Here is a 25,730-nt window from a genome sequence, read left to right on the forward strand (position 1 = left end):
TATGCAAACACTCGCACTGGTGGACGATTCCGGCATTTTACGCGCGGCTATCAAAAATGTATTAGAGGCCGACGGCTACTGCGTAGCCATTGAGGCGGACGGTTCCAAAGAACTCTTTGAGCAACTGCAAAAAAACAACGTGGACAGCGTGCTCTTAGATGTGTTTTTTCCCAACGAAAGCGGGTTAGATATTTTGGCGGAACTCAAAAAACGCTACCCGAAAATAAAAGTACTTATCGTAACCGGCATGCAACAAAACAGCATTTTGGAAGAAGCCCAAAAGCGCGGCGCCGACGGCGTATTATATAAACCGTTTGATACGGATGATTTACTTTCCGCCGTGAAACGGCTAAAATGATAGTTGCCCGCTAAGGCAACTGATAAAACTTGAACGTATCATCGCCCATATCCACAATCCTTACCCCACCCATAGACTTGCACGCCTGTTGATAGATTGCGCTTTTCCCGTAACACAAATGGCCTGCCACAGGTTTGGTATATCCTTTATGGTCAAAATAATAAATAATACCTTGCGAACCTGTTCCGGGTGCCCATACGGTTACCCTGTTGTTAGATGCGCCATATCCGTTGAGTGCAAATTCCAACTCATATTGATTAGTCAGCTTAAACTTAGCGTAATTTGTTCCGTCTGTTGCTACAGAAACAGTTGATACGCCGATAGAAAGGGCATCTAAATCGCTGGTATATTCCCCGTTTGCCAAATAATATGCTTCTTCGGCATCTTTGACAGATTTGGCCAGTGTCACAGCTTGCATAAGCCGGCTTTTGGCAACCGCCACTTGATACTGCGGCAACGCCACCGCCGCCAATATGCCGATGATAAGAACAACGACTAAGAGTTCAATCAGCGTAAATGCTTGTTTGTTTTTCATACAACCTCCTTTTTTTATCATTAAATAAAATGTAGCAAAAAAAAAAACGATGTCAAGTTTTATTTTTTCTCTCGCTATATCCCGCATAGAAACTCTGCGGGATGACGAGAAAGGGGAGTCAACTTCCACTTAATTAGAGCCACACTCTTTTTGCTATGTTGCTTTATTTTAAGACAGACAATAAACTAAGAAAAAATCAACAAAGATACGGCCATTACGCCCATGCCGCCAATTACGCCCCAAATCACGTGGTGGCCCTCGCCGTACTCGTGAGCCGTGGGCAAGAGTTCATCTAAGGCAATATACACCATCAGTCCGGCAATCAGCGCAAACAAAACGCCAAAAACGGTCTCGTGCAAAAAATGTCGCAACAACAAAAAACCCATCAGCGCACCTATCGGCTCAGCCAAGCCCGAAAGCACGCTGTACGCAAACGCCTGTTTGCGGCTACCCGTTGCGTGAAAGACAGGAAGGGCTACCGCAATTCCTTCCGGGATATTATGAAGCGCCACCGCTACCCCCACGCTAATACCAAGTGCCGGACTTTTCAGCGTAGCCATAAAGGTAGCCAATCCCTCGGGGAAGTTATGCACCGCCAGTACAATAGCCGTAACTAACCCCACGCGTTTTAATTTATCCGCCGGATCAAACGTGTGCATTTGTACGTGGTGCGACGGCAAAAAATAATCTATTCCCCACGCAATTAAAATTCCGCCGAAAAACAGCCCCGTACTTAACCATTGGCCGGGTCTGTCGCCCAGTTGCTTTGTTAAAGATAATGCCCCCTGTGGCAATAATTCCATAAATGACACGTAAATCATCACACCCGCCGACAGACCAAGCCCCACCGCCAAAGCCGCCAGATTTTCTCTTTTTACAATAAACGCCAAAACTCCCCCCACCGCCGTAGCGGCTCCGGCAAAAAAACTGAGTAACAGCGCAAATAGTATTGGCTCGTTCATACATTTATCGTAACAAAACCCGTTCAAACGCATGCGGCGCAAAATGTATTAGGATGACGTCTTGGAACGGGAAAAGCTATAATAAAAGCATGGTCGCAACGCAAAATTCCATTATTCTAACCGATGAGTTTAAAGACGCGTTGGCCTTATTAGAGGCCAAGCCCGCCGTACAGCCGCTTATTTTTATCACGGGCCGCGCGGGCACGGGCAAAACCACGCTGCTGCGTTACTTTGCCGAGCACTCGGCCCAAAATACCGTTGTACTGGCTACGACGGGCTTAGCCGCTATTCACGTACACGGGCAGACGGTCCATTCGTTTTTCCGGCTCAAACCGGGCAACCTGTTTGATACGGCCAATTTGCACCGTTTACCGCGCAAAACCGTGGAAGCGTTTGACACGATTATCATTGATGAGGCCTCCATGCTCCGCGCCGATTTATTGGACGCCATGGACTACATTTTGCAACTTTCTACGCATAGCGATTTGCCGTTTGGCGGCAAAAAAATCGTACTCTTTGGCGATTTATTCCAACTTCCTCCCGTAGAGGAAAAACAAACCAGCGGCTTATTTGACGTTTTCCAACAAGAATATCAAAGCCCGTATTTTTTTGAAGCGCACGTATTAAAACGCTTGCCGTTAGAGGTCTTTGAACTCAAACGCATTTTTCGCCAAAAAGCCGACCCGGACTTTGCGCACCTCTTAAATTTGATTCGCGAAGGTCAAATTTCGCAACCGCAGTTGGATATGATCTTAAACACGCACAAGACGTTTGAACTGCCCGACCAATTTGAAAATTGCATTATTTTATCCCCCACCAACCGCGAGGCCGCGTGGCGCAACTTGCATTATCTCTCGCGCCTGCCCGGGCCGGAATTTACGTATACCGCTACGCAAGACGAGGGCTTTAACCCTAAAATCACGCCGGCGGAAAGCGAGCTCAAACTTAAAAAAGGGGCTAAAATTATGATGCTTACCAACACGGACGATTGGGTCAACGGCGATATTGGCACGGTCCATGAGCTAAGTGAAGATTTTATCAAAGTGGAACTCAAAGGTGCGGTGTACCAAGTAGAGCCGCACGTGTGGGAAGACGTGCGCTACGAATTTAACGCACTTACGCAAAAATTAGAGCCCAAAGTAAAAGGATTTTTCAAACAATATCCGCTGAAACTCGCGTGGGCCATTACGATACACAAATCGCAAGGGCTGACGTTTGATAACATTTATTTGGATATCGGACGCGGTGCGTTTGCGCCGGGGCAGACGTACGTGGCACTAAGCCGTTGCCGCAGTTTAAACGGCGTACATTTAAAAAAGGATATCTGTGTAAAAGATATCCTGTGCGATGATCGTGTAAAACAATTTTTCAACTACGTGCGCGGCAACTAATTATTTCAAACTGTCTTCAAACGAGGTAAAAAAGTAGTCTCCGGTTTTACGCACTTCATCTTCGTGCAAACGTGTGTGGTAGGGTTCGGCAATACCGGCTGTTAAAAACCCGGCGGCTTTGGCGGTTTTTAACGCATACAACGCATCTTCCACCACCAGCGTACGCCCGCGCGCCGTGCCTAAACGCGCTAAAGCTTGCTCATATATTTTAGGCGACAATTTACCGGCCCCCACTTCATCACATGTGATAATAAAATCAATGTACGTATCAAGCCCCCATTTTGCAAATACGCGCTCGGCAAGTTCTTTATCGGACGCCGTCGCCACACTGATTTTAATACCTTGTTCGTGCAACTGTTGTAGCAACGGCAACACGCCCGCTTTAGGGGCTACGTCATGTAAATAATGTTGCCGCACGACCGCCAATGTCCCTTCTAATAACTCTTCCGGCGACTCGGCTATATTTAACTGCTCTTTAAGATATACAGCCCCTTCTATAAGCGACATATGCACAATCTGCTCTTCCATTTCTTCGGGCATTTCTATACCGAGTGTTTTTAAATAACGTGCCGCGGCATGATCCCAGGCACTCAGCGAATCTAACAAGGTGCCGTCCATATCAAAAATGACGGCATCAATGATCGTTCTATCCGGGAAAAGGTTGCGCACAAAGTCCCGGTTTTGCCGGGCCGCCTGCACGCGCTGCCACACCACACGGGGCAGCATTTCCGTCCGGGCGGCGGGTGGGCGCAAAAAAGTTACCGGACAAGACGTCTCATTAGTTTGGGGGACAAAAAAGGGCGGTTTGGTTTGAGGTAAAGAGTGGGGAAGTGATGTCACGGGCAATACGCCAACGCCTGCTTTGGAAGAGACAACCAATTGCGGCGTACTGAAACCGCGCCGCGCCAGACCGGGCGAAAAAATCGTCTGTCTTGCTCCTTGCCAAACCACCGGTTTAGACATGGCCCGCCAAAGCAAAAACGGGTTTTTTGGTGGCGGTGGCGCACTGACGGCATTTAGCGCAACAAAAGCCACTCCTAAAGCGGTTATCCCTAATTTCTTACCCATAAGGATATTGTACTTTTTCAAGCTGTCGTGGCGCAAATTGCCCCCGCTTCAACCGGTCCACCGCGCCGGCAACACGTTGCCGTGCTTACTTGTCAAACGCTTGCCGGATCGTTTACTGACGGATAATAAAAGTACGGGAATCATACTCCGTATTACCAAACGATTGGCAAAGTTTTTTGCCTTGGGAACTGTACCAAAAACAGCCCAGCTGTCCGTCTTCCAAATAAATAATTGCGTACTCGGTAGCAAACGGCAGACGGTTGCAAGCCGCCAATAAGTCCGGCCGATCGGCATAAGAGGCCGCCCGGCATACAAACTGTTTTGTTTGAATGCCCGGTATATCGCCAAGATAAACCGTGCGCGAGCCGGGTATATCAATATCCAATTCGTCAAAATTAGGTGCATATTCGCCGTTGGCCAGAAAATACCGTTCTTCCGCCTTGCCGATAGAATTTACCAGAGAAATGGCCTCCGTGGCACGCGCCTTTTCTACCGCCCTTTGGTATTGCGGCAACGCTACCGCCGCCAAAATACCGATGATGAGAACTACAACTAATAATTCAATCAGCGTAAATGCTTGTTTGTTTTTCATACAACCTCCTTTTTATCATTAAATAAAATGTAGCAAAAAAAAAAACGATGTCAAGCTTTATTTTTCAAGGCGGAAAAATCACAAAAAAAACAGCAGATCTTTACGATCTGCCGTTTGTATCCAAATGAATTTATCTTACAACACCGAGCGGCTCATTAAGATACGGCGCAAATCTTCCGGGTTTGTAAACAAAATAGTTTCAAACCCCAAGTCTGCCGCCTTAGAGATATTGGCTTGGTTATCGTCAATAAAAATGCAATTTGGTGCGCGCAAATTGTAACGCGTAAGCAAGCGCGAATAAATCTGCGGGTCGGGTTTGACCAGTTTTTCCTCGCCGGACATCACAATTCCGTCAAACCATTTCAAAAAATCGTATTTTTGTTTAGCGATAGGAAATGTCTCTGCGGACCAATTACTTAGCGCGTACAAGTGACGGTGGCGGCCTTTCAGCTCGCGCAAAATATCCACCGTGCCTTCAATCGCGCCGCCGAGCATTTCGTCCCAACGGGTGTAATAAAAGTTAATCGCAAACGCATACTCCGGGTATTTTTTGGACAGCAACTCAATACCTTCTTCAAAACTCCGTCCGGCATCTTGTTGTGTGTTCCATTGGGATGTGCAGACATTAGTTAAAAACCACTCCATTTCCGTATCGGTGGAAAAAATTTTCTTATATAAATAACGCGGATTCCAGTCAATTAAAACTCCGCCCAAATCAAAAACAATATCTTTCATAAAAAAACCTCTTTTGATATTTTAACAATTTTAGCTTGTATGAAAAAGCCTCCTCGCCCACTTGCGGCAAGGGGCTTGACAAATCAAAAAAAAAAACGATAATAAAGGGACGAAAAAAACAACAAGGAGCAAACAATATGAACAACAAACAAGCATTTACGCTTATTGAATTATTGGTCGTCGTTTTAATCATCGGTATATTAGCGGCGGTGGCGGTGCCGCAGTATAAAATGGTCGTCTTAAAAAGCCAATACACCCAACTAATGGCATTTGGAGATGCCATCCATAAAGCCGCCTTAGCGTATCAACTGGCTAATGGGCATTTCCCCAGCCGCTTTGACGAACTGTCTATTGATGTGCCCGGCACAGGGGATGAGCAAGAAAAAACTTATAAAGATTTTCACTGTATATTATCGGCCGACATGAGTGACCGCGTAGATAATATATATTGTTATTTTAACCCGGTTGACACCCGTTTATCCTACTTCATCAGTTATCCTAACAATAAAATGTGCGGTGCTAGGAGAACATGGGAAAAGGGCAATAAATTATGCCAAAACATGACTGGTAAAACAACCACACCTACTACGGGGGGATACGGTGGTGATACAAGTGGAGTGTGGTTATATCGGTTTAATTAATCCGCTTACTAGTTAGCACGGAACCCGCCCGGAACGGCCTGCCAACCAAAAGAATGGTATTGCGGATGATTGCCTGATTTTTCAAATTTAAGATGATTTTTTCGGATTTAGTTGCGGCGCGGCATAGCGCTAGTTATGTAAGCCGCAAGAGACGAAAAAAGCGCTTAAATTTGGAAAATGGTTGGCCCTGAAAAGCAACGATGCACAAAATTGGTTTATTTTGTGCATCGTGCGTAAACCGAAACTTACCAGGGCCGTTATAATACTAACGTATCTTCCATGTCCGGGCCGGTAGAGATAAGCGCAATTTTAGGATGCGGATACACCTGCGCCGATAGCGCCCGCAAATCAGCCAAGAATTTTTTGGCTTCCGGCGTAAAATCTTCTTCTTTTTTTACGCGGTCGTTGCCGGGGAACATATCAATATGCGTAATAGCGATTTTGGTGCAATTGTTAATCATAATCGCGCGCGAAGCGGAACGCTTTTCAAACTCGCCCACGCGGCGCAAGCGTTTGCTCACGCTACCAATTTCGTGGCCTTTGGTGTGGTAAATTTCCAATTCTTTTTCGTCGGAAATTTCTTTTTCAAGCGGGCCGGGGCCTACGCGTGTGATATAAGGTTTAAACACCACGTACACATCGCGCACGCTTTTGGGGCCGAGTCCGGCCTCGCCCAAAAACGTACTGGCGGTGGTATCGCGCGACGTTACAAACGGATATTCGCCGTGTAACAAAGAAAGTTTAATACCTTGCGTGCCTTCCAACAAAATATCGCCGCCTTTATCTAAACAGCGGTTTAAGAGTTCCGGCACGTCTTGGATAAATTCTTTAAGTAACGGCTCGTCTTTAGCAAATTTAATATCGCGCCGTTCAATACGCTCTTTGACGGCTTGCCCAAGCCCCGTACCCACACTGCCGATGTGATTCATAAAATGGCTTGCGCCGCGTTCGGCTTGTGTTTGCTCGTCGGTAATCAAAACGGCATACGGGTCAATAATTAAACGGTCTTGCGTATTTGTTTTTTTCACTTCGTCCAATAACCACTCGGTTTTGGTGTACGCTCCCGCACCCAAAACGAGTTTGGTTTTAGGGTTTAAAAAGCCAGACGGGATATTTTTAAGTGTATAGGAAACCCCGTTTTGCACGACGGTATGCCCCGCGTTGGGGCCACCCACACGCACGCAATAATCGTAATTGCCTTTATACGATAAATACGCGGAAATTTTGCCTTTTCCTTCATCTCCGGCTTGTCCGCCGCACACTAAATCAATCATGTTTCCCCCTTGCTAATTTTTCGGCCAACCCGGTGTATTTTTCCGGCGTCAGCGCACGCAGTTGTTTTTTAATATTTTCCGGCACGTTTGCTGTTTCTATCACTTGTTGCAAATGGTGTAATGTAACCGCGCGGCCGCGGGTAACGTCGCGCAGTTTTTCGTACGGGTTTTTCTCACCCGCCGCGCGCAAAACCGTTTGGATCGCCTCGGCTAACACTTCGGGATGATTTTTCACTTCGTCCGCCGCGGCCGCGCGGTCCAAGCAAATTTTACCAAGCCCGTTTTGCAAGGACGACAACGCCACACACATATATCCAAATACCAGCGGCATATTACGTAAAACGGTGGAGTCGGACAAATCACGCTGCAAGCGCGACACGGGAAGTTTGCCGGAAAAGAAATCGCACAAATTGGCGGCCAGTTGCAAGTTTCCTTCGGCATTTTCAAAATCAATGGGATTTACTTTTTGCGGCATGGTGGACGAGCCGACCTCGCCTTTTTGGGTTTGCTGTTGCACGAGTCCGGCGGAAATATAGTGCCACATATCGCGGCAAAAATCAATCAAAATGACGTTTATGCGGCGCAAATTATCAAAAAGTTCGGCGTAGCTGTCGCGCGGATCTACTTGCGTAGAAACAGGCGTGCGATAAATTTTAATTTTACGGTTTTTGTTGAGCGCGCTTATCAAACGGTCCGCCGTTTTAGGCCAGTTTACCGCCGGGAAAGCGGCCGCGTGCGCATTAAAATTCCCTACGGCCCCGCTAAATTTACAGGAAATTTGTTGCTTTTTTAACTGCGCGATTTGCCGCGTTAAGCGGTCTGCAAACACGCGAATTTCCTTACCAAACGTCGTCGGTACGGCAACTTGTCCGTGCGTACGGGCGAGCATTACGGCGGCGGCTTCTTTACGCGCGAGTTGCAAAAGCGCGCGGCACAATTTTTCCAACGCGGGCAACAAAACTTTTTCAACGCCGTTAGATAGCATGAGCGCGTAGGAAACGCTGTTGACGTCCTCGCTGGTAAGCGCAAAATGTATCCAATTCAAACGGTCTTTCAACGACGTGTTTTGCAATTTCAAACGCAAAAAATATTCCACAGCTTTGACGTCGTGTCGGGTAGCGGGAATATTTTTGTAACCGTCAAATTCAATCGCGCGCAGAACGGATAAATCGTTTTCGCTTGGCGCGCACAGCGTAGCCAATAATTTTTTTTCGCTAACGGTAAGAGGTGTAAAGTGAGGGAGTTTTAAGTCGGCCAACAGTTGCAACCACAAAATTTCCGTTTGCAAACGGTATGCGGCGAACGCGGCCTCGCCCATGACCTGCGTGAGCGTGCCCAATTTGCCGCTATATCGTCCGTCCAGCGGACAAAGGGCCGTCCGTTCCATAATTATATTTTAGCAAAAATACAGGTTAAAAGAGATAACTATATTCGCCGGTAGGTTCTCCGGACGGCGAGGTGCGCCCGGTAGCATTTTTACAAATCAAATTACCTAACGTATTATTTTGCCCCGCATAGCAAAAACGTAACCCGCGCGCGCCCGCATTGGTTGCATTATCATACACATATACCAAATGTGTACCCGAAGGCAAACGAGAATCTTTAGCATCTACCGACTCGTTACGGGCCCCTGCCACATACGCGTTGAGTGTAATAGTCCAACCTACCGGATTAGTCAAAATTGTTTCAATGGCTGTATTTGTTATCGTTCCCTCTAACCCAATATCCAATTCTTCCCAATCGGTTGTGTATTGTCCGTTGGCTAAATAATAGCGTTCCTCGGCTTGGGCAACAGCATTGGCAAGCGTGATAAGTTGCGCCATACGCGCTTTGGCTACCGCTACTTTATACTGCGGCAATGCCACCGCCGCTAAAATACCGATAATAAGAACAACGACTAATAACTCTATAAGTGTAAATGCTTGCTTGTTTTTCATACAACCTCCTTTGTTTCATTAAATAAAATGTAGCAAAAAAAAAAACGATGTCAAGTTTTATTTTTTTCTCCCGCTTTGTCCCGCATTTTTGCCACCCGCAGGGTCGGGGTAACGAGCGGGAGAAAAAATATTGGCTGGAAAGCCCCCTTGCCGGGGGCAGGCAAAAGGGGAGTCAACTTCTACTTAATTAGAGCCACACTCTTTTTGCATTGTTGCTTTGCAGTGCAACAACTTCCTTGCCCAAAAAGACAACAAAAAACGGCCCTTTTTCAAAGGACCGTTTCCAAAAAGATATTACAACTTTTAATTCACTTTCCAACCGCCGCCGAGGGCTTTACATAAATTTACTACTGCGGATAATTCATTGGCGCGCGAATTAGCCAAATTCATCTCAGCCGATAAAAGCGTTTCTTCCACACTCAGCAAATCAGTTACGCCGATCAGCCCCGCGCTTTCCTGTTTTTTGGTGAGCTCGTAACTGCGTTTCATCGCCGCGGTCTGCGAACTATACGAATCAAAAATATCGCGGTTGATACGGTTGGCGGCCAACGCATCGTACGCTTCTTTAAAAGCCGTTTGCACCGTTTTGGTGTAAGACGCCAACTGCTCGCGGTATTGCGCTTCGGCTTTTTTGTTTTGCGCTTTAATTTTGCCACCCTCAAAAATGGGAGCGAGCGCGTTGCCGGCTATGTTCCACACGCCGGCACCGCCGGTAAACAAATCAGTTAGGGCGTTACTGGCAAACCCCGCCGTACCGGTTAGCGAGATAGACGGAAAATACGCCGCACGCGCCGCGCCGATATTAGCATTGGCGGCAACCAGTTGCTCTTCGGCCGAGCGCACATCCGGGCGGCGTTCCAACAAATCAGAGGGCAAATCAGCCGGGACATCCGGCACTAAATTAAGCTCCGTCAATGTTTTACCGCGCGGGATATTACGCGCGATAATCTCGCGCGGCGACTGACCAAGTAAAACGGCTAGCGCGGTTTCTTGTTGTTCGCGTTGCAAATTGAGTTGTTGCAGTTGCGCTTGTACGCTGTCTTTATTAGCTTGTACGCGGCGCAAATCCACTTCGGTAGAGTAGCCGGCTTTGTAACGCGACTCATAAATGCGCACATTTTCTTCGCGCGCTTGCAAGGTGCGCTGCAAAATTTTTTGTTGCGCATCTAACATGCGAAGCGTAAAATAGCTGTTGGCTACGTCGGCCGTAAGCGTTAAGCGTACCGTATCACGCGCTGCTTCGCTAGCGAGCAGTTTGGCACGGGCCGCCTCAGACAAGCGGCGATATTTGCCCCACAAATCTAATTCAAATGAGGCCGATAAACCCGCCGTGCTTTGACTCTCGCCGGATCCTGCGTTGTTCCCTTCCCGACCGCTTTGCGCTCCGGCGGAAAGCGTAGGCATTTGGTCGGCACTGGCAATCCCCACATCGGCACGCGCTTCGTCCACACGCGCGATAGCGGCTTGTAAATCTTGGTTGTAAGCAAGGGCTTGTTCTTCTAGCCCGTCTAACACCGGGTCTTCAAATACGTCCCACCATTGGGCCGTTGTAAAAATGCCAAACTTATCGCCGGATTGACCGCCTTGCGGCAAGTCTAGCTCGGGTTGTTTGTAGTTGGGGCCTAACAAACACCCACCTAAACAAGCCAATGAAAATAAGGTTAAAGCAATTTTTTTCATTTTGTTTCCTCCAATTTTCCACCTAACGGAGCTTCATTATCTTTACCGCTAAACCAACAGAAGAACAGCGGGATAAACAAGGGCGCAACGCCGGTAGCAATAAGCATACCAAATACAACGGCTGTGCCGATAGAGTGGCGGCTGGCCGCGCCCGCACCACTGCTAATCATCAGCGGCACACATCCTAAAATAAACGCCAAAGACGTCATCACAATCGGCCGAAAGCGCAGTTTGGCTGCGTCCACGGCGGCTTTGGCTTTAGCTTCGCCTTGCTCTTTTAAGAGCACCGCAAATTCTACAATCAAAATAGCGTTCTTCGCGGCCAAACCGACTAGAGCCACGAGCGCAATTTGAAAGTAAATATCATTAGACAGCCCGCGCATAAATGTACCCAGTAACGCCCCAAATACCGCAAACGGCACCGCCATTAGTACGGCTACCGGCAAGCTCCATTTTTCATACTGCGCGGCTAAGATTAGGAACACCACCAAAATTCCCAGCAACAACGCTTGCATAGAGGAACTGCCTGCCAAGTTTTCTTGGTAAGTTGTACCCGTCCACGCCAGTGTGAAACTCGGGTCTAACGTGGCTTTGGCTGTTTCTTCCACGGCTAAGATCGCGTCGCCGGAGCTATACCCGGCGGCCGGGTTAGCAATAAACTTAGCGGCCGGGAACACGTTAAACCGCTCCACCATATCCGGCCCTAACGACGGCGTTAGCGTAACTAATGCAGAAAGCGGCACCATAGCTCCGCTTTGTGCGCGCACGTATACACCGCTGATTTGTTCGGGCTTCGCGCGGTACGCACCGTCGGCCTGAATCATCACTTTAAAACTGCGGCCCATGTAGGTAAAATCGTTAACGTACGTCGTGCCGAAAGAACCTTGTAACGTAGCGTATAAATCATCCAACGAAACACCCATCGCGTGGGCTTTTGTTTCGTCCACCGTGAGCGAGTATTGCGGCACATCGGCCGAAAACGTACTGGTAACGCTGGAAATTTCCGGGCGTTTTTTAACTGCATCCATGAACGTTTGGATTTGTTTTTCCAGTTCACGGCTATCACCCGATCCGCGGTTTTGGATATACCCTTCCAAGCCGCCTGTCGTACTCATACCCATAATGGGCGGCGGGTTAAACGGCATGACAATAGCCGTCGGGATTTTTTGCATAGCCGCCTGATAAACCGCGGCTACTACCCCTAGCGAAGACAACGCTTCTGTTTTGCGTTCTTCCCACGGTTTTAACATCACAAACGACGATACCGCACTGGCCTTTTGGGTGCCACTTAAAAGGTCGTATCCGGTAAATGTCATGTCTTGGGCAACGGCCGGGTTACTGGTAATAATTTTTTCCAACGTGCTGGATACTTCGTCGCTGCTTGTTAAAGACGAGGCCGGGTCTAATTGCGCCGACACCATAATAAACCCTTGGTCCTCATCGGGCAGCAAACTGCCGGGGACTATTTTAAAAAGTCCCAACATCCCCGCTACCAACAACACCAACACCACAGCAGACACCGGCACGCGGCGGATAAAGAAAGATACCCAACTGCCGTATTTCCCGGTGAGTTTCTCAAACTTTTGGTCAAACCAATAGAAAAAGCCGTGGGTCGGTTCTTCTTTATGGCGCAAGAGTAGCGCGCACAAGGCAGGCGTTAAGGTAAGAGCGACTAAGCCGGAAATAACCACAGACACCGCAATCGTAATAGCAAATTGCTGATACATCACGCCCGTAAGTCCGCCCATAAACGCCACCGGCACGAACACCGAACACAGCACTAGCACAATCGCCACCACCGGGCCGGATACTTCTTCCATCGCTTTAATAGTAGCTTCTTTGACGGGCAATTTTTCTTCGCTCATCAAACGCTCTACGTTTTCAATCACTACAATAGCGTCGTCTACTACCATACCGATAGCCAGTACGAGCCCAAACAGCGTAAGCGTATTGATAGAAAAGCCAAATAATTTCATCCCGGCAAACGCACCGATAATAGACACCGGCACCGCTAAACACGGAATTAAGGTAGCCCGCCAATCTTTTAAGAATAAATAAACAACCAAGAACACGAGCACCATGGCTTCTAAAAGTGTATGGATCACTTCCTTAATAGATTCTTTTACAAAGAGCGTGGTATCGTACGCCACTTTATATTCCATATCCATTGACGGCGGGAATTGTTGGGACAGTTCTTGCATACGCTCGCCTACCGCATTAGCGGTAGCCACCGCGTTAGCACCCGGCGAAAGGAAAATGCCTATCGGCACAGCCGGTTTGCCGTTGTAACTGCCATTAAATTCATACGTCTGACTGCCCAGTTCCACCCGCGCGACGTCTTTTAATAATAGCGTTGTTCCGTCGGGGCTGGCGCGCAAAATGATATTTTCAAATTCTTCCGGCGTAGTCAAACGGCCCGGAGCCACAATGGTGTACGTGCGGTCCACGTGCACCGGCAAAGGCGGCTGACCGATTTTGCCCGCCGCACGTTGCGCATTTTGCGCTTGCACGGCCGCGGCGATATCTCCCACCGTTAAATTACGTTGGGATAACACATCCGGTTTCGTCCAAATACGGATCGCATAATCGTTGGCGGACATGACCTGTGCGTCCCCCACCCCTTCTACGCGTTTTAAGTCATCCACAATGTTGACAAGTGCGTAGTTACCAATTGTTGTTGTATCGGTTTGACCCGACGGCGAGTATAAGGCAATAATTTGCAACATGGCCGAAGATTTTTTATCCACCGTCACCCCGTAGCGGCGCACGTCTTGCGGCAGGGAAGAAGTGGCCTGTTGGACACGGTTGTTAACGTTAATCATGGCTTGGTCGGGGTCTGTGCCTACTTTAAAAGAGACCAGCAAACTCATATCGCCGTTGGAAGAAGAAGTGGAGTTCATATAAAGCATATCTTCCACGCCGTTAATTTGTTGCTCTAACGGAGCGGCTACGGTGGTAGCGATTACTTCCGGGCTGGCCCCGGGATACGAGGCCGCAACCTCAATGGTAGGCGGGGTCAAATCGGGGTATTGTTCTACCGGCAGCGAAGTGATAGAAACGATACCCGCCAGTACAATAAGTAGCGAGATGACCGTAGCAAAAATAGGACGGTTAATAAAGAATTTAGAAAACATATCTGCCCCTTTTAATTTCCCGTTGCCGCGGTGGGCACGGCGGGTGTTTGCGCAACCGGGTTAGGCATATCTACCGACGGGGTAGTATCCGCGGCGGGCGGAACAGAAGTGTCGGGCAAGGAGCGTGCATCCGGGGCCGTGGCATCTTCAATCGTTTTTTCCAACGTCGCCAAATCGCGTCCGTCATCTGAAGCTTGTTCTACTTTTTCTTGCGGCTCAGATACCGTAAATTCTTCCATGGTAGGAGCAACGAGCATACCGGGGCGAATTTTAACAAGTCCGCCGTTTATCACCCGCTCACCTGCTTTTAAACCGGACGACACGATATACATATCGTTTTGCAACTGGCCTTCTACCGGGCGGAGCTCTACGGTATTATCTTCTTTGATCACATACGCCATTAACCCGTTGGGCGATACGAGCACAGCAGAGGCCGGTACCAAAATGGCGTTTTTAAATACGGCACCCACTAAACGCACCCGGACAAATTGCCCCGGGATCAGCTCGCTCGTACGCGCCGGGTTGGCGATAGCGGCCTTGATAGCGATACTGGAGGTTTGTGTATTTTCGGAACTGTCAAAGAAAATAAGTTTACCGCGGCGCGGATATTCCTTGCCGTTAGACAATAATACTTCTACATATATCGGCACATCTTCTACGGCCTTTTCGCGGTAGTTCATGTCTTCTAAATCGGTAGGATTATTCGTATCTCCCATGTAAATCGTGCCGGCGCGGTATCCTTGAACCAGTTTTTCAAACTGGCTACCCGGCATAGAGAAATTTACATAAAGCGGATCAATCTGCACCATGGTGGTAAGCAAGCCCGACTCTCCGGCCGCCGAAACCAAACTGCCCACCGTTTGGTTTTCTTTGCCGGCAATGCCGGAAATAGGAGCCGTTACTTTGGTATAACCCAAATTGATTTCGGCATTGTTCACGCCGGCTTGGGCCACTTGCACATTGGCCTGTGCCGTTTCATACGCCGAAAGAGCGTTATCATAATCTTGTTGGCTAACGGCATTTTCCGCACGCAAGGTTTTCATACGTTGGTACGTGCGTTTATTGCGTTTTACTTCGGCCTGGGCTTGCGCCAAAGTGCCGCGCGCTTTTTCTAACGCTACTGCATATTCTTTATCATCAATTTGAAAAAGCTGTGTGCCTTGTTCTACAAATTCGCCTTCATCATATAAGCGGGCCTGTAAAATACCGCCTACTTGTGCGCGAATTTGCACATCCAGCGAGCCGGCTACTTGGGCCGGATATTCCATCGTCCACGGATAATCCTGTTGAACAACGGTAATCGCATTGACGGCCGCTGCCTGCGGGGCCGCCGCTTCTTTTTTGTGGCAACCTACTGTTGCCAACGCCATAACGGCGATCATAACGTATGTAATGTGTTTCATAACGCTCCTTATAAAATAGCATCCTCGTTTTAATTATATAAAAATAGTCGTCATTTCTTCCCGGTTTGTTTATATTAAATCGGTCTTATGCAAGACTTTTTATGCGAAAACTCTTATAATACAAATATGCGATACTTTTTGCTATTAGTAGGTTTTTTGTCTTTGCCGCTATGCGCCGCTCCGGCGGACGAGCCGGAAATTGTTATTGAGCTGACCGGCACGCCGGATAAACAGATGAGCGACGGCGTAGATATTTGGGATAAAGATGCCAAGCAATTAACCCGTTTATTTAGCGGCAAAACGCGTGAAAAAGCGTTGGCCCTTATTACCAGCGTATCTACTAAAGATGCCAACGTCCTTGCCGCCGACGGCACAAAATACCGCTTTGTACAATACGGGCACGGGGACGGATACCGCAAGTTTTTATTTCAAGCCAAAGAGCCGCAAACTTTTGTAGCGGTGGCGGCTAATCTTAAAGATTCGTTATCATTATTTACGCGTTATCAAGCAGATATCAACATCAGCGAAACCGAATTTTTGGATGAATATGGCCCGACCACTTCTTCCGTATTTTTACCCGTTCCCAACGGGCAAACACTTTACCGGGTGAATAGCAAAGGAGGAACGCCCCAATTTTTCCTCTTTGAACAAGGCCGGCTCGCCCGGTTGCTAACCAAAGAGCAAACGGACAAGCTCGTCCAAACCCAACAAGAAACCGTCCGAAAACAAGCGCAAACTCCAAAAACCGCACCGCCCAAAAAGCCCTACAAAGCACTTTTATACGGCGGGACATTGCATGATCAAATGTATATGCCGCGCGTCATCCAACGCAAACCGTCCGCAACGGTCAAATCTGCCAGATAAGGTGCACCCCGGGCCCGTTTTTGGACCCGTCAAATTATGATAAAATATATAGGACTATGAACACACCAGATAATAAAGCTATTTTCTTTAAACGCGAGGCGCTCAAACGGGTCGTAGAAACCTTTGATAAAGGTAACTTAGAAACCCAGGCGTACCGCATCCCCTTTGATGCCTTACCCCAAAACTCCACTTCCGGCGTACGGTGCTGTATTTATAAAGAACGCGCCGTGTTCCGCGCGCGCACGTTAGCCGCGTTGGGTGGCAGTTTGGAAACAGACGACGAGGCCACTTCTCTTAACGATTACGCCAAAAATGCCATGGCCCGCAAAACCCCGGCCGAAAATACCTTAACCGTTTTGTCTATTGCGTGCAAAGGGTGCGTCAAAGCGCGCCACATTGTAACGGAAGCGTGCCAAGGTTGTTTGGCGCGCCACTGCCAAGCGGCGTGTAAGTTCGGCGCGATTTCCATTTCTACCGAGAACGGACGTTCTAAAATTGACCCCGACAAATGCAAAAACTGCGGCCAATGTCAGGCGTCGTGCCCGTACAATGCTATCACGTACGTACCTGTACCGTGCGAAGAAGCGTGCCCGGTGGATGCTATCCACAAAGACAGCGACGGTTTTGCCCACATCAACTTTGATAAATGTATCTCTTGCGGAAAATGTATGAGTGCGTGTCCGTTCGGAGCCGTCATGGAACGCAGCCAACTCATTGACGTATTACGCGCTATTAAAGGACCGCAAAAAGTGTGCGCGATGATTGCCCCGTCTATCGTCGGACAATTGGAAGGCACGCTGCCGCAAGTGGTAACGGCCTTGCAAAAAGCCGGGTTTGATAAAGTAACCGAAGTTGCCTTAGGTGCAGACATCACTACCGAGCGCGAAGCGCGCGAACTGGTGGAACGGCTTGAAAAAGGCGCGCGGTTTATGACGACGTCTTGCTGTGCGGCGTGGGTGCAAGCCGTTAAAAAACACTTGCCCGCGTTAAAAGATTTTATTTCCGATGCCAAAACTCCTACCGGGTATACGGCGGAAATTGAAAAAGCAAACGGCTTTACCACGGTATTTATCGGGCCGTGTGCCTCCAAACGCTTGGAAGGACGCGAGGACCCGAACATAGATTTTGTACTCACGTTTGAAGAAATTGATGCCTTGTTGCGCGCGCGCAACATTGACCCGAAAACGTGCGAAGAAGCCGTGTTAGATAAAAACATCTCGGCCGAGGGCCGCTACTACGGTGTAACGGGCGGCGTGGCCCAAGCGGTGGAAAACGCTATCGCCGGGAAAATACCGTTTAAGAAAATGACGATTAACGGTTTGGACAAAAAAGCCATGCTCATGCTAAACGCCTACGCGCAAGGCAAAGCCATTGACTTTCAACTCTTAGAAGTGATGAGTTGCAAAGGCGGGTGCATCGGCGGGCCGTGTACCGTCAAAACGCAAGCGCAAGTAATTGGGGAAATTAAAAAATTTGCCCAAACAAGCCCCAAATATAAACCGCTGTTTGAAAAGAAATAAAATGCTTTTAGTAAAAATTCCGCCCGTTTTAGCGGGCGGAATTTTTATTTTCCTATATAATACCGTGTGCCCCCAGTATTTATACCATTAGGGATAGGAGCCCCCATACTCTTACAAGCTTGGTCATATTTAGGGTTTCCCGTCCGCGCAAAGCAATACATAATTCCCGCCCATTCCGGTACATCGGCCCGACGGTCAAAACTGCTTACTACCGCCAATTTCCACGAATCATACCCGGCCTCCACCTTGGGGATATTGTTATCCGCCATTAACTGGCACGTCCAATCTTTCGGGCAAGAACCTTCCACGGCCAAACTGTCCATATCGGCAGTATATTCTCCGTTCGCCAAATAATATACTTCTTCCGCATCCTTAACTGCTTTCAAATAAGCAACTACTTGTGTGATACGGCTTTTGAGTACCGCTTTTTGATATTGCGGCAACGCGACCGCCGCCAAAATACCGATGATAAGAACAACAACTAATAATTCTATTAACGTGAATGCTTGTTTGTTTTTCATACAACCTCCTTTATATCATCAAATAAAATGTAGCAAAAAAAAAAAAGATGTCAAGCCCCTTTTTTTCGATAAAAAAACACCCCCGCAAAACTGTGCGGGGGTATTTTATTATCTGCCCCTTACAAACTAATTTTATATTCATCGCAACTGACAGATGAACCTACAATAATAGAGCCGCAGTTAGTGTGTCTGGTAAACGTGCCGATACTTTTACAAACCGAAGTAGCAATTTTATCGGCGGGGTTTGCCAAACAATACGGTCCCGGAGTGCGTTGTGTTTGATGCTCCAACCACCACTCCAGTTGGGTACGGCCTGTCCCGCCGACAACATATCTATTTTCAGTGGCAAATCTAATCCCGTTACCATACTCGGTATAGCTGCCGTTTGTCGTGCCACCCGCCGGAAAATCTATATTTAATTCATCCATATCCGTAGCATAATTCCCGTTTGCCAAATAATAGGTCTCCTGCGCATTGGCAATAGCTTTTGCTATGGGAAGCAACGTCATAAAACGGCTTTTCTCTACCGCCTTATTATATTGCGGCAACGCGACCGCCGCTAAAATACCAATGATCAACACAACTACTAATAATTCAATAAGCGTGAATGCTTGTTTGTTTTTCATACAACCTCCTTTTTATCATTAAATAAAATGTAGCAAAAAAAAAAACGATGTCAAGCCCCTCTCCGCTTTTCTGGCCTCAGAAAAGCTAGCAAAAGAAGGCCGCCCACGCTCTTAAAAAGCAGTTAAAACAGGAAAATTTTTCAAACTCACTTCGTTCAAACATGAAAAATTTTTACCTGTTCTAACGCTTTTTAACGACTCGCTATCGGGCGGAACAACAACAAACAAAAAACATATGTCAGATGTGACAAGAGCTACTCAAAGAAAGAGAGAACACGACACAAAGGCGCAACGAATGTTGCGCCTTTGTGCGTGCTTATGGAAGATACGAATAATTTAAAACACCCCCGCAAAACTGTGCGGGGGGTGTTTTTATCAAACAATAAACTTATCTGCCGGTTACAACGGTGCAAACTTCGGAATATACCGCATAGCTCTTAATATCGCGGTCAATAGACGCCACTTGCGTAATGCGGCCGTTTTTCTTGGCGGCCTCTACCGACATATCGCCTTGGATTAAGAGCCCCAACACGTTTGTGGCACAAGCGCGCCCGACACGCGTACCGGAATTACCGGTGGCTAAAATCGGCTGTTGGGTTTGGGCAAACAAGGCCGTACCTACATAGGTGGGCGGGGTGGCGCACGCTCCTAACATCAAAGCGGCTGCGGCAAGAAACATTACTTTTTTCATCACAACACTCCTTGGAAATAAATTTTTACTTCTTCCTTAATATAGCATATTTAATTATTCATAAAAAACCCCGCCGTAAGGCGGGGTATACAAACATCCTTTCCAACTCCAATAATTAACGTTTGGAGAACTGGAAGCGTTTGCGGGCACCGGGTTGACCGGGTTTCTTTCTTTCCACCATACGCGGATCGCGCGTAAGATAGCCCGCTTTTTTAACGGCTTTTTTAACGTCTTCGCTGATGGCGGCTAAAGAGCGCGCAATCGCGTGACGAAGCGCACCGGCTTGGCTGGATACACCGCCGCCGTTTACTTTGGCGGTAACGTCATATTCTTTTTCCAAGTTGGTTACGATAAGCGGAGATTTTACCATCGCTTTGCAGCGGGTATGATTGCCGAAATATTCATCTAACGATTTAGCATTTACGGTAATGTTACCTTTCCCTTTCAAGAGCGACACTTGCGCCACAGAGGTTTTTCTTCTTCCGGTTTTTAAGTCTTTCGTATTGTTCATAAAATGTCCTCTTATTTACCCATGCGTTCGGTGAACGTGTGTTCTTCGCCGGCGAACAAGCGCAAGCGTTTCATGCGCGGCGCGCGGAGTTTATTTTCGTCCAACATGCGTTTGACGGCTAACTCCAATACGCGGGTCGGGTTGTTTTCCAACATACGTTTGACCGGCGTTTCTTTAGCACCTTTGGCATAACCGGAGTGAGAGAAATATACTTTCTGCTCCATTTTGTTACCGGTAAGTTTCACCTTGCCCGCATTGGTAACGACGACAAAGTCGCCGCAGTCCATATGAGGCGTATACGTTTTTTTGTGTTTACCCATCAAAAGAACAGCGATTTTGGTCGCCAATCTTCCTAAGGTTTGACCCGTGGCATCAATGTGGTGCCAGTTGCGGGTGGTTTCTACTTCCTTAGCGGAAGGTAAAAATGTTTTTGTCATGTTTTTGTTTCTACCTTTTGTTATTATTCGCACGGAGTGGTGGCCGCGCGTGTAATGACTCGTGGTTACCTGTATATTATAACAAAATAGAAGATTTTTTGATAGGAATTTTTAATTCGTTTCGTTGTTATCGTTTTTCCGTTAGGTAGTGCACCGTTAAAAAGCGTTACAGGATAACACGCTGTTTATCCGTCCGATAGCGTGCTGTTAAAAAGCGTTAAAACAAGTAAAAATTTTTCATGTTTGAACGAAGTGAGTTTGAAAAATTTTCTTGTTTTAACTGCTTTTTATGAGCGTGGACGGCGGTCTTTTGCTAGCTTTTCTGCCGCCAGAAAAGCGAAAAAGGGGTTGACAAATCAAAAAAAAAAACGATAATAAAGGGACGCGAAAAAACAACAAAGGAGCAAAAAATGAACAACAAACAAGCATTTACGCTTATTGAATTATTGGTAGTAGTTTTAATTATCGGCATTTTGGCGGCGGTGGCGCTCCCCAAATACGAACAAGCCGTTTTAAAAAGCCGTATGATGCAAGTACTCCCTTATTTAAAAGCTGTCAAAAACGCCGAAGAAGCTTATTATTTGGCCAACGGAGAATATACCAACGATATGGACAGCTTGGCCGTTGACGGCACTGCGCCAAACGGGTGGACATTTTATTTAATGCCCGACAATCTAGCAAAAGTAGAGGCACATTATCAAAATCGTGGGGCTTGGTATATTATAACTAGTTTTGATCATCGCACAGATTGGCCGGAAGGGGCCGGGATTACCTATTGTTATGCCCACAGCGGAGGACAATATGTAAAATTATGTAAAAGTTTGGGGAGTAGCATTCCGTCCTCGGATAATCATACGCGTACTCGCATCTATGAATAATTTTACAACCCCTGCATCGTCCTAGCAAGCAATTCGCGCACTTCGTTTAATGTATCTAGCCGCACGAACTCACCGCGCACCGTAGCCGCGTTGGGAAAACCGCTGAGCCAATAGCCGGCTGTTTTGCGCGAGCGGTTAATACCGATACGCTCGCCGTAATAGGCCACGTTTTCTTCAATGAGTTTTAAGTAAATTTCTATCCGTTTCTTGGTCGTATGCGCCTCAACCGCGCGACCATTAAACGTGTCTATAATATCTTGGAAAATAAACGGGTTTCCCACTGCACCGCGCCCAATCATCACGCCCGCACACCCCGCCTCTAAAAATTGTTTGGCACGCCGGGCATCTGTTACACCGCCGTTGCCGATTACAGGAATTTTTACCGCTTCACACGCACGCGCTAGCGCATCCACATCCGGCTCGCCGCTGTGCATATCCACTGCCGCGCGGGCGTGCAAAGTGACCGCCGCCGCGCCGCAATCTTGCGCCAATTTGGCTAGACGCGCACCTAAAAACTCTTGGTGGTTTAGCGCAATACGCGTTTTTAACGTAACGGGAATTTTAACGCTTTTTACCGCCGCTGTTAAAAGCCGCGCCAGTTTGGTTTCATCCTTCATCAACACACAACCTGCCCCGGCTTTATTTATTTTTTTGACCGGACACCCCGCATTTAAATCTACGATATCCGCTCCGGCCGCTTCGGCTTGGCGGGCGGCTTGTGCAATTGTTTCTTCATCCGAGCCGAAAATTTGCATAGACACCGGATGCTCTTTGGGACTCACTTGCAGCATGCGTCCGCTTTTTTCGTTACCGTAATGCAAGGCATGCGCAGATACCATCTCCGCACACACCAACCCCGCTCCGCCTTGCAAACACAGCACACGAAACGGCACATCGGTAATGCCCGCCATAGGAGCCAGTACTAAATTATTAGCTAACGAAACAGAACCTATCTGTAAGGGGTGCAGCCAACTCATAACACTTTCCAACGGCCTGTTTTAGGAAGAGCAATTTTTTTCTGACGGATCAGACAGGCACGCATAATTTGGCGGGCATCCACAAACGTGTTTTTAAATTCCAGCGAATCAATAAAATAGTCATGCCCAAAACCGCCGGCCAGCACGTGATCGGTAACGGCAAAGCGGTATGTTTCTTGCGGCCGGACTAGCCGCCCGCTGGGCGATAAAAACACTTTTTTAATTTTCTCGCCAGTCGGAGCTTTTGGGTCGTACTCTACGCGAAAGCCGGCAATTTGCGGGAAATTATCTTTGGCTTCTAAAGACGCTTCTAACGCTTTTAAAAAAGCTTCTCCGCGCATCGTTAAAAACGTAATGTTATCCCCGTACGGATACATTTTGTATAAATCGTACTCGGTGATTGTACCTTGCGGCAAGAAACTGCGGATAGAATCGGAATTTAAAACCACACCGTCCAACCGCGCCCATTTGTGCAGACAATCGGTCAGCAAATCACCCAACACCGATTCGCGCGCCAAGGCCGTGGAAATTTTTTCTTCCGCCGTAGAAATACGAGCGTTTAACTTGTGCTGTGTTTCGGTTTGCAAATGCTCTGCCAAGGCAGACAAATCGGCATCTTCATCCCATTTTTGTTTTAACAGCGGGATATCCTCAAAGGTAACTTCTTTAACTTGGTTATTCTTATCTAAATCTACACGAACATGTGCCACGCTGTCTAATTTAGCCCCCGGATAGACGATATAGGTTTGATTGACGCGGTCGGTTTCGGGGGCTTCGCGGTCTTTATTGGCACTTAGAATTAAATGGATGCCGGGCACTTCTTCGGCCAGTAATGCTTCGGCGGGGGCATCGGACGTATTGTCGCCCAGCGAGCTGAGCAAGATAATAAAATCTACTCCTTTGCCTTGTAAACGGCTAACCATTTCCTGTGCCACTTGTACCGGATCCTGCACGACAAATCCCGTCAAGCGGGTGCGGTATCTTTGCACCACGTCCGGGCTGACCAACCCAAACACACCGATTTTCATACCTTGATGCGTAAAAATTTGGTAATCATGCATCGGCCACGGAATTTGATTATCTAATTTCAAATTAGAAACAAGCACCGGATAAGATAATTCACGCACAATGCCGCGAAGTGCGGGCCAACCAAACATAAAATCTTTATCACTCACCGAAGCCGCCGAATAAGGAAGCGCCTTTAAAAAAGACATTTGATAGGCCCCTTGCGTAATGGCCGCTTCCGGCGCCGCACCAAACCAATTTCCTCCGTCAAAAAGCAAATACGGCTCGGTACGGGAAGCCAAAAAAGATTTTAATACACCATACCCCCCCGCCACTTGGTTAGCAAAGCGCGGCTCGGGGCGGCTGGCGTAAAAACCTTGCACGTCGGCCGTATAGAAAATATCCAGATGTGAGGACCTCTCTTGCGTGCACGCCCCCAAGAAAAAACACACAACAACGGATAGAATCAAACGGCTTTGTTTCATTATTACCGCTCCGCAACGCGGCCTTCCGGCCCGGGTTTAATGGGATCTTTTTTCGTTCCTTTGCTAAGGCCTTCTTCAATGAGTTGGCGAATCGTTTTTTTGCCTACTTGCACTTTTTGCGTAGCGGGAATAGATTTAAATACAAACCCTTCGCTACGGCCTTCGGCGATAAACGAGTTGGTGGCAATCGTGTATTTCTTGCGATTTTCAAGCGGTTTATTGTGTACCCAAATATGCAGATCTTTGACTTTACCTTTTTTGTTATATACAAAATTAACCGCCAGACCGGAAAAAGCAAACCGCGTGCGCCCTTTGGATAAACCGCTTTTAATAATACGTTTTAACATCCGTCCGTCCACCGTCATTTTGGTAATGGTATTTTCAAACGGGTGGATGTTGATCACATCACGGCGGGTGACTTCGCCCTGCGGCATATCTACGCGCGTGCCGCCCGTGTTGGTAATAAATACGTCCACCCCAGCGTAAGCGCGGCCCAAATCGGCCACCCAGTTATCCAGCGAGTTATCTAAAAATTTAGGGTTGGAAGCGCGTTTGGGCATCGGCTCTTGCGTATAGCCCAACACAACATCCACACCCGGCTCGCGCAAGCTGTTAGCCAGTTTCAAAATTTCTTTGTCTTCGCCCGTTTTGTTAATGTAGAGCGGGATAATCTCGGACTTAGCCGAAACAAATTTGCCGGTTTTATCGTTCGTAGTTACGGTAATTTTACTGACGTTTTTTAAATGGCAACCGCTTTCCACAAACAGCGTGCCGTTTAATTTTTCGTTTTGAATAATTTTGTGGGCATGACCGCCTAACACAATATGCACGCGGCCCGGAAATTGGCGCGCAATATCGGCGATATAGGCATTTTTCATACCGTGTTTATCGTCCGCAAACGAATCATGCGCAAGCACCACTACCACATTGGGGTGTTGTTTTTCCACTTCGGGCAACATATTTTCCAGTTCGCGCAGTTGCGGCGTAAACGTATATTTTTGGGTGGCTTGGGTAGGGTTATTGTTAGCCAAACCGATAACGGCAAATTTCACGCCGTTGCGGTTAAAGATTTTATACGGCTCAACGTGCGCGGGCCGTTTGAGCGTGTCCGCTTCGTAGAAGTTAGCCGCAAGCATCGCAAATTGGGCCTGCGCCAGTACAGGCGCAATACCGGGGTCCTTAAAATCAAACGCGTGATTGCCAACGGTGGACGCATCGTATTTTAGCGCGTTCATCAGTTCTACGCTTTTTAACCCGTTGGATTTTTTGGCTTCTATCGTACCATTTTCAAAGTCACCGCTGTCTAAGAGCAAATACGGTTGCGGTCCGTTTTTAATTACAGACGCTAACGCGGCAAAACCACCGCGTCCGTTTTTAGCGTAGTAAAAACCGTGCGTATCGCTGGTATGATAGATGACAGTATCTTTAGCACTTAATGCAAAAGGCAAAACAAGTGCGGTCAACAAAAGGACTAATTTTTTCATGTGGGCCTCCTTGGGATTAAA

The 25,730-nt window shown here is 47.7% G+C and carries 25 protein-coding genes; 6 read left to right on the forward strand and 19 right to left on the reverse strand.

The window, feature by feature from the left end; all coding sequences use genetic code 11:
* Position 1: 1 nt before the first annotated feature.
* Positions 2 to 358, forward strand: a complete 357-nt coding sequence (locus ACQY2W_RS04195; protein ID WP_428049683.1) for a response regulator — start codon at positions 2 to 4, stop codon at positions 356 to 358.
* 10 nt (positions 359 to 368) lie between these two features.
* Here ACQY2W_RS04195 and ACQY2W_RS04200 read toward each other — a convergent pair whose 3' ends face one another.
* Positions 369 to 893, reverse strand: a complete 525-nt coding sequence (locus ACQY2W_RS04200; protein WP_428049685.1) for a type IV pilin protein — start codon at positions 891 to 893, stop codon at positions 369 to 371.
* A gap of 185 nt (positions 894 to 1,078) precedes the next feature.
* Positions 1,079 to 1,855 carry a zinc transporter ZupT gene (gene zupT, locus ACQY2W_RS04205; RefSeq protein ID WP_428049687.1) on the reverse strand — a complete coding sequence of 259 codons (777 nt, stop codon included), beginning with the start codon at positions 1,853 to 1,855 and terminating at the stop codon, positions 1,079 to 1,081.
* 89 nt (positions 1,856 to 1,944) lie between these two features.
* Between zupT and ACQY2W_RS04210 the strand changes: the two genes are divergently transcribed.
* Positions 1,945 to 3,246, forward strand: a complete 1,302-nt coding sequence (locus ACQY2W_RS04210; RefSeq protein ID WP_428049689.1) for an ATP-dependent DNA helicase — start codon at positions 1,945 to 1,947, stop codon at positions 3,244 to 3,246.
* Here ACQY2W_RS04210 and ACQY2W_RS04215 read toward each other — a convergent pair whose 3' ends face one another.
* The 3 genes from ACQY2W_RS04215 to ACQY2W_RS04225 form a co-directional block, all read right to left on the reverse strand.
* Positions 3,247 to 4,314, reverse strand: coding sequence for an HAD family hydrolase (locus ACQY2W_RS04215; RefSeq protein ID WP_428049691.1), 1,068 nt, complete (start codon positions 4,312 to 4,314; stop codon positions 3,247 to 3,249).
* Between the two features lie 112 nt (positions 4,315 to 4,426).
* Positions 4,427 to 4,906 carry a type IV pilin protein gene (locus ACQY2W_RS04220; RefSeq protein ID WP_428049693.1) on the reverse strand — a complete coding sequence of 160 codons (480 nt, stop codon included), beginning with the start codon at positions 4,904 to 4,906 and terminating at the stop codon, positions 4,427 to 4,429.
* Between the two features lie 135 nt (positions 4,907 to 5,041).
* The gene (locus ACQY2W_RS04225) at positions 5,042 to 5,641 is read right to left on the reverse strand and encodes an HAD family hydrolase (RefSeq protein WP_428049695.1); all 600 of its coding nucleotides are present in this window, start codon (positions 5,639 to 5,641) and stop codon (positions 5,042 to 5,044) included.
* A gap of 137 nt (positions 5,642 to 5,778) precedes the next feature.
* Between ACQY2W_RS04225 and ACQY2W_RS04230 the strand changes: the two genes are divergently transcribed.
* Entirely contained in the window at positions 5,779 to 6,282 is a 504-nt protein-coding gene (locus ACQY2W_RS04230; RefSeq protein ID WP_428049697.1) for a type IV pilin protein, read from the forward strand.
* Between the two features lie 257 nt (positions 6,283 to 6,539).
* On the opposite strand, the gene ACQY2W_RS04235 is transcribed toward ACQY2W_RS04230, so the two are convergent.
* The 6 genes from ACQY2W_RS04235 to ACQY2W_RS04260 all read right to left on the reverse strand — a co-directional run bounded on the left by ACQY2W_RS04235 (position 6,540) and on the right by ACQY2W_RS04260 (position 15,710).
* Positions 6,540 to 7,556 (reverse strand): adenylosuccinate synthetase, encoded by a 1,017-nt coding sequence (locus ACQY2W_RS04235; protein WP_428049699.1) that lies wholly within the window; start codon positions 7,554 to 7,556, stop codon positions 6,540 to 6,542.
* Positions 7,549 to 8,943 (reverse strand): adenylosuccinate lyase, encoded by a 1,395-nt coding sequence (gene purB, locus ACQY2W_RS04240; RefSeq protein ID WP_428049701.1) that lies wholly within the window; start codon positions 8,941 to 8,943, stop codon positions 7,549 to 7,551. The genes ACQY2W_RS04235 and purB overlap by 8 nt, the downstream gene beginning before the upstream one ends.
* A gap of 25 nt (positions 8,944 to 8,968) precedes the next feature.
* The gene (locus ACQY2W_RS04245; RefSeq protein WP_428049703.1) at positions 8,969 to 9,493 is read right to left on the reverse strand and encodes a type IV pilin protein; all 525 of its coding nucleotides are present in this window, start codon (positions 9,491 to 9,493) and stop codon (positions 8,969 to 8,971) included.
* Positions 9,494 to 9,796: 303 nt separating this feature from the next.
* Positions 9,797 to 11,173, reverse strand: coding sequence for an efflux transporter outer membrane subunit (locus tag ACQY2W_RS04250; RefSeq protein ID WP_428049705.1), 1,377 nt, complete (start codon positions 11,171 to 11,173; stop codon positions 9,797 to 9,799).
* Complete coding sequence (locus ACQY2W_RS04255) at positions 11,170 to 14,307, reverse strand: efflux RND transporter permease subunit (RefSeq protein WP_428049707.1); 3,138 nt, start codon at positions 14,305 to 14,307, stop codon at positions 11,170 to 11,172. Before ACQY2W_RS04255 ends, ACQY2W_RS04250 begins: the two co-directional genes overlap by 4 nt.
* Before the next feature lie 11 nt (positions 14,308 to 14,318).
* Positions 14,319 to 15,710, reverse strand: a complete 1,392-nt coding sequence (locus ACQY2W_RS04260) for an efflux RND transporter periplasmic adaptor subunit (RefSeq protein ID WP_428049709.1) — start codon at positions 15,708 to 15,710, stop codon at positions 14,319 to 14,321.
* Between the two features lie 126 nt (positions 15,711 to 15,836).
* Between ACQY2W_RS04260 and ACQY2W_RS04265 the strand changes: the two genes are divergently transcribed.
* Together ACQY2W_RS04265 and ACQY2W_RS04270 are read left to right on the forward strand one after the other, a co-directional pair.
* Entirely contained in the window at positions 15,837 to 16,574 is a 738-nt protein-coding gene (locus ACQY2W_RS04265) for a hypothetical protein (RefSeq protein ID WP_428049711.1), read from the forward strand.
* 56 nt (positions 16,575 to 16,630) lie between these two features.
* Positions 16,631 to 18,094, forward strand: a complete 1,464-nt coding sequence (locus ACQY2W_RS04270; protein ID WP_428049713.1) for a monomeric [FeFe] hydrogenase — start codon at positions 16,631 to 16,633, stop codon at positions 18,092 to 18,094.
* A gap of 44 nt (positions 18,095 to 18,138) precedes the next feature.
* On the opposite strand, the gene ACQY2W_RS04275 is transcribed toward ACQY2W_RS04270, so the two are convergent.
* From ACQY2W_RS04275 to rplM, 5 genes are all read right to left on the reverse strand, one after another.
* A complete protein-coding gene (locus ACQY2W_RS04275; RefSeq protein ID WP_428049715.1) occupies positions 18,139 to 18,615 on the reverse strand; it encodes a type IV pilin protein in 477 nt (158 codons plus the stop codon).
* A 119-nt stretch (positions 18,616 to 18,734) separates the two neighbouring features.
* The gene (locus ACQY2W_RS04280; RefSeq protein ID WP_428049717.1) at positions 18,735 to 19,241 is read right to left on the reverse strand and encodes a type IV pilin protein; all 507 of its coding nucleotides are present in this window, start codon (positions 19,239 to 19,241) and stop codon (positions 18,735 to 18,737) included.
* Positions 19,242 to 19,629: 388 nt separating this feature from the next.
* Positions 19,630 to 19,932: a TRL-like family protein gene (locus tag ACQY2W_RS04285; RefSeq protein ID WP_428049719.1), complete on the reverse strand. Its 303-nt coding sequence runs from the start codon at positions 19,930 to 19,932 to the stop codon at positions 19,630 to 19,632.
* Between the two features lie 115 nt (positions 19,933 to 20,047).
* Positions 20,048 to 20,443 (reverse strand): 30S ribosomal protein S9, encoded by a 396-nt coding sequence (rpsI, locus tag ACQY2W_RS04290; protein WP_428049721.1) that lies wholly within the window; start codon positions 20,441 to 20,443, stop codon positions 20,048 to 20,050.
* Between the two features lie 11 nt (positions 20,444 to 20,454).
* Complete coding sequence (gene rplM, locus ACQY2W_RS04295) at positions 20,455 to 20,880, reverse strand: 50S ribosomal protein L13 (RefSeq protein ID WP_428049723.1); 426 nt, start codon at positions 20,878 to 20,880, stop codon at positions 20,455 to 20,457.
* A gap of 410 nt (positions 20,881 to 21,290) precedes the next feature.
* Here rplM and ACQY2W_RS04300 point away from each other — a divergent pair, with 410 nt between their 5' ends.
* A complete protein-coding gene (locus tag ACQY2W_RS04300) occupies positions 21,291 to 21,758 on the forward strand; it encodes a type IV pilin protein (RefSeq protein ID WP_428049725.1) in 468 nt (155 codons plus the stop codon).
* A 2-nt stretch (positions 21,759 to 21,760) separates the two neighbouring features.
* Here ACQY2W_RS04300 and dusB read toward each other — a convergent pair whose 3' ends face one another.
* From dusB to ACQY2W_RS04315, 3 genes are read right to left on the reverse strand one after another with little or no spacing between them, the layout of a single operon-like run.
* Positions 21,761 to 22,735 (reverse strand): tRNA dihydrouridine synthase DusB, encoded by a 975-nt coding sequence (dusB, locus tag ACQY2W_RS04305; protein ID WP_428049727.1) that lies wholly within the window; start codon positions 22,733 to 22,735, stop codon positions 21,761 to 21,763.
* On the reverse strand, positions 22,732 to 24,225 hold the full coding sequence (locus ACQY2W_RS04310) for a bifunctional metallophosphatase/5'-nucleotidase (RefSeq protein WP_428049729.1): 1,494 nt from the start codon (positions 24,223 to 24,225) through the stop codon (positions 22,732 to 22,734). Before ACQY2W_RS04310 ends, dusB begins: the two co-directional genes overlap by 4 nt.
* A gap of 2 nt (positions 24,226 to 24,227) precedes the next feature.
* Positions 24,228 to 25,709 carry a bifunctional metallophosphatase/5'-nucleotidase gene (locus tag ACQY2W_RS04315; RefSeq protein WP_428049731.1) on the reverse strand — a complete coding sequence of 494 codons (1,482 nt, stop codon included), beginning with the start codon at positions 25,707 to 25,709 and terminating at the stop codon, positions 24,228 to 24,230.
* Between the last annotated feature and the right edge of the window lie 21 nt (positions 25,710 to 25,730).

The sequence above is a fragment of the Candidatus Avelusimicrobium caledoniensis genome (genome assembly GCF_902756455.1).
Lineage (GTDB): Bacteria > Elusimicrobiota > Elusimicrobia > Elusimicrobiales > Elusimicrobiaceae > Avelusimicrobium > Avelusimicrobium caledoniense.

What these genes read in the sequence shown, in the direction of transcription:
- ACQY2W_RS04260 (WP_428049709.1), bottom strand. Translation starts at nt 15,710, where the DNA reads ATGAAACACATTACATACGTTATGATCGCCGTTATGGCGTTGGCAACA.
- ACQY2W_RS04245 (WP_428049703.1), bottom strand. Translation starts at nt 9,493, where the DNA reads ATGAAAAACAAGCAAGCATTTACACTTATAGAGTTATTAGTCGTTGTT.
- ACQY2W_RS04255 (WP_428049707.1), bottom strand. Translation starts at nt 14,307, where the DNA reads ATGTTTTCTAAATTCTTTATTAACCGTCCTATTTTTGCTACGGTCATC.
- ACQY2W_RS04225 (WP_428049695.1), bottom strand. Translation starts at nt 5,641, where the DNA reads ATGAAAGATATTGTTTTTGATTTGGGCGGAGTTTTAATTGACTGGAAT.
- ACQY2W_RS04230 (WP_428049697.1), top strand. Translation starts at nt 5,779, where the DNA reads ATGAACAACAAACAAGCATTTACGCTTATTGAATTATTGGTCGTCGTT.
- ACQY2W_RS04195 (WP_428049683.1), top strand. Translation starts at nt 2, where the DNA reads ATGCAAACACTCGCACTGGTGGACGATTCCGGCATTTTACGCGCGGCT.
- ACQY2W_RS04270 (WP_428049713.1), top strand. Translation starts at nt 16,631, where the DNA reads ATGAACACACCAGATAATAAAGCTATTTTCTTTAAACGCGAGGCGCTC.
- rplM (WP_428049723.1), bottom strand. Translation starts at nt 20,880, where the DNA reads ATGACAAAAACATTTTTACCTTCCGCTAAGGAAGTAGAAACCACCCGC.
- ACQY2W_RS04235 (WP_428049699.1), bottom strand. Translation starts at nt 7,556, where the DNA reads ATGATTGATTTAGTGTGCGGCGGACAAGCCGGAGATGAAGGAAAAGGC.
- ACQY2W_RS04215 (WP_428049691.1), bottom strand. Translation starts at nt 4,314, where the DNA reads ATGGGTAAGAAATTAGGGATAACCGCTTTAGGAGTGGCTTTTGTTGCG.
- ACQY2W_RS04200 (WP_428049685.1), bottom strand. Translation starts at nt 893, where the DNA reads ATGAAAAACAAACAAGCATTTACGCTGATTGAACTCTTAGTCGTTGTT.
- ACQY2W_RS04285 (WP_428049719.1), bottom strand. Translation starts at nt 19,932, where the DNA reads ATGAAAAAAGTAATGTTTCTTGCCGCAGCCGCTTTGATGTTAGGAGCG.
- ACQY2W_RS04265 (WP_428049711.1), top strand. Translation starts at nt 15,837, where the DNA reads ATGCGATACTTTTTGCTATTAGTAGGTTTTTTGTCTTTGCCGCTATGC.
- ACQY2W_RS04220 (WP_428049693.1), bottom strand. Translation starts at nt 4,906, where the DNA reads ATGAAAAACAAACAAGCATTTACGCTGATTGAATTATTAGTTGTAGTT.
- zupT (WP_428049687.1), bottom strand. Translation starts at nt 1,855, where the DNA reads ATGAACGAGCCAATACTATTTGCGCTGTTACTCAGTTTTTTTGCCGGA.
- ACQY2W_RS04250 (WP_428049705.1), bottom strand. Translation starts at nt 11,173, where the DNA reads ATGAAAAAAATTGCTTTAACCTTATTTTCATTGGCTTGTTTAGGTGGG.
- purB (WP_428049701.1), bottom strand. Translation starts at nt 8,943, where the DNA reads ATGGAACGGACGGCCCTTTGTCCGCTGGACGGACGATATAGCGGCAAA.
- ACQY2W_RS04315 (WP_428049731.1), bottom strand. Translation starts at nt 25,709, where the DNA reads ATGAAAAAATTAGTCCTTTTGTTGACCGCACTTGTTTTGCCTTTTGCA.
- ACQY2W_RS04280 (WP_428049717.1), bottom strand. Translation starts at nt 19,241, where the DNA reads ATGAAAAACAAACAAGCATTCACGCTTATTGAATTATTAGTAGTTGTG.
- ACQY2W_RS04275 (WP_428049715.1), bottom strand. Translation starts at nt 18,615, where the DNA reads ATGAAAAACAAACAAGCATTCACGTTAATAGAATTATTAGTTGTTGTT.
- dusB (WP_428049727.1), bottom strand. Translation starts at nt 22,735, where the DNA reads ATGAGTTGGCTGCACCCCTTACAGATAGGTTCTGTTTCGTTAGCTAAT.
- rpsI (WP_428049721.1), bottom strand. Translation starts at nt 20,443, where the DNA reads ATGAACAATACGAAAGACTTAAAAACCGGAAGAAGAAAAACCTCTGTG.
- ACQY2W_RS04300 (WP_428049725.1), top strand. Translation starts at nt 21,291, where the DNA reads ATGAACAACAAACAAGCATTTACGCTTATTGAATTATTGGTAGTAGTT.
- ACQY2W_RS04310 (WP_428049729.1), bottom strand. Translation starts at nt 24,225, where the DNA reads ATGAAACAAAGCCGTTTGATTCTATCCGTTGTTGTGTGTTTTTTCTTG.
- ACQY2W_RS04210 (WP_428049689.1), top strand. Translation starts at nt 1,945, where the DNA reads ATGGTCGCAACGCAAAATTCCATTATTCTAACCGATGAGTTTAAAGAC.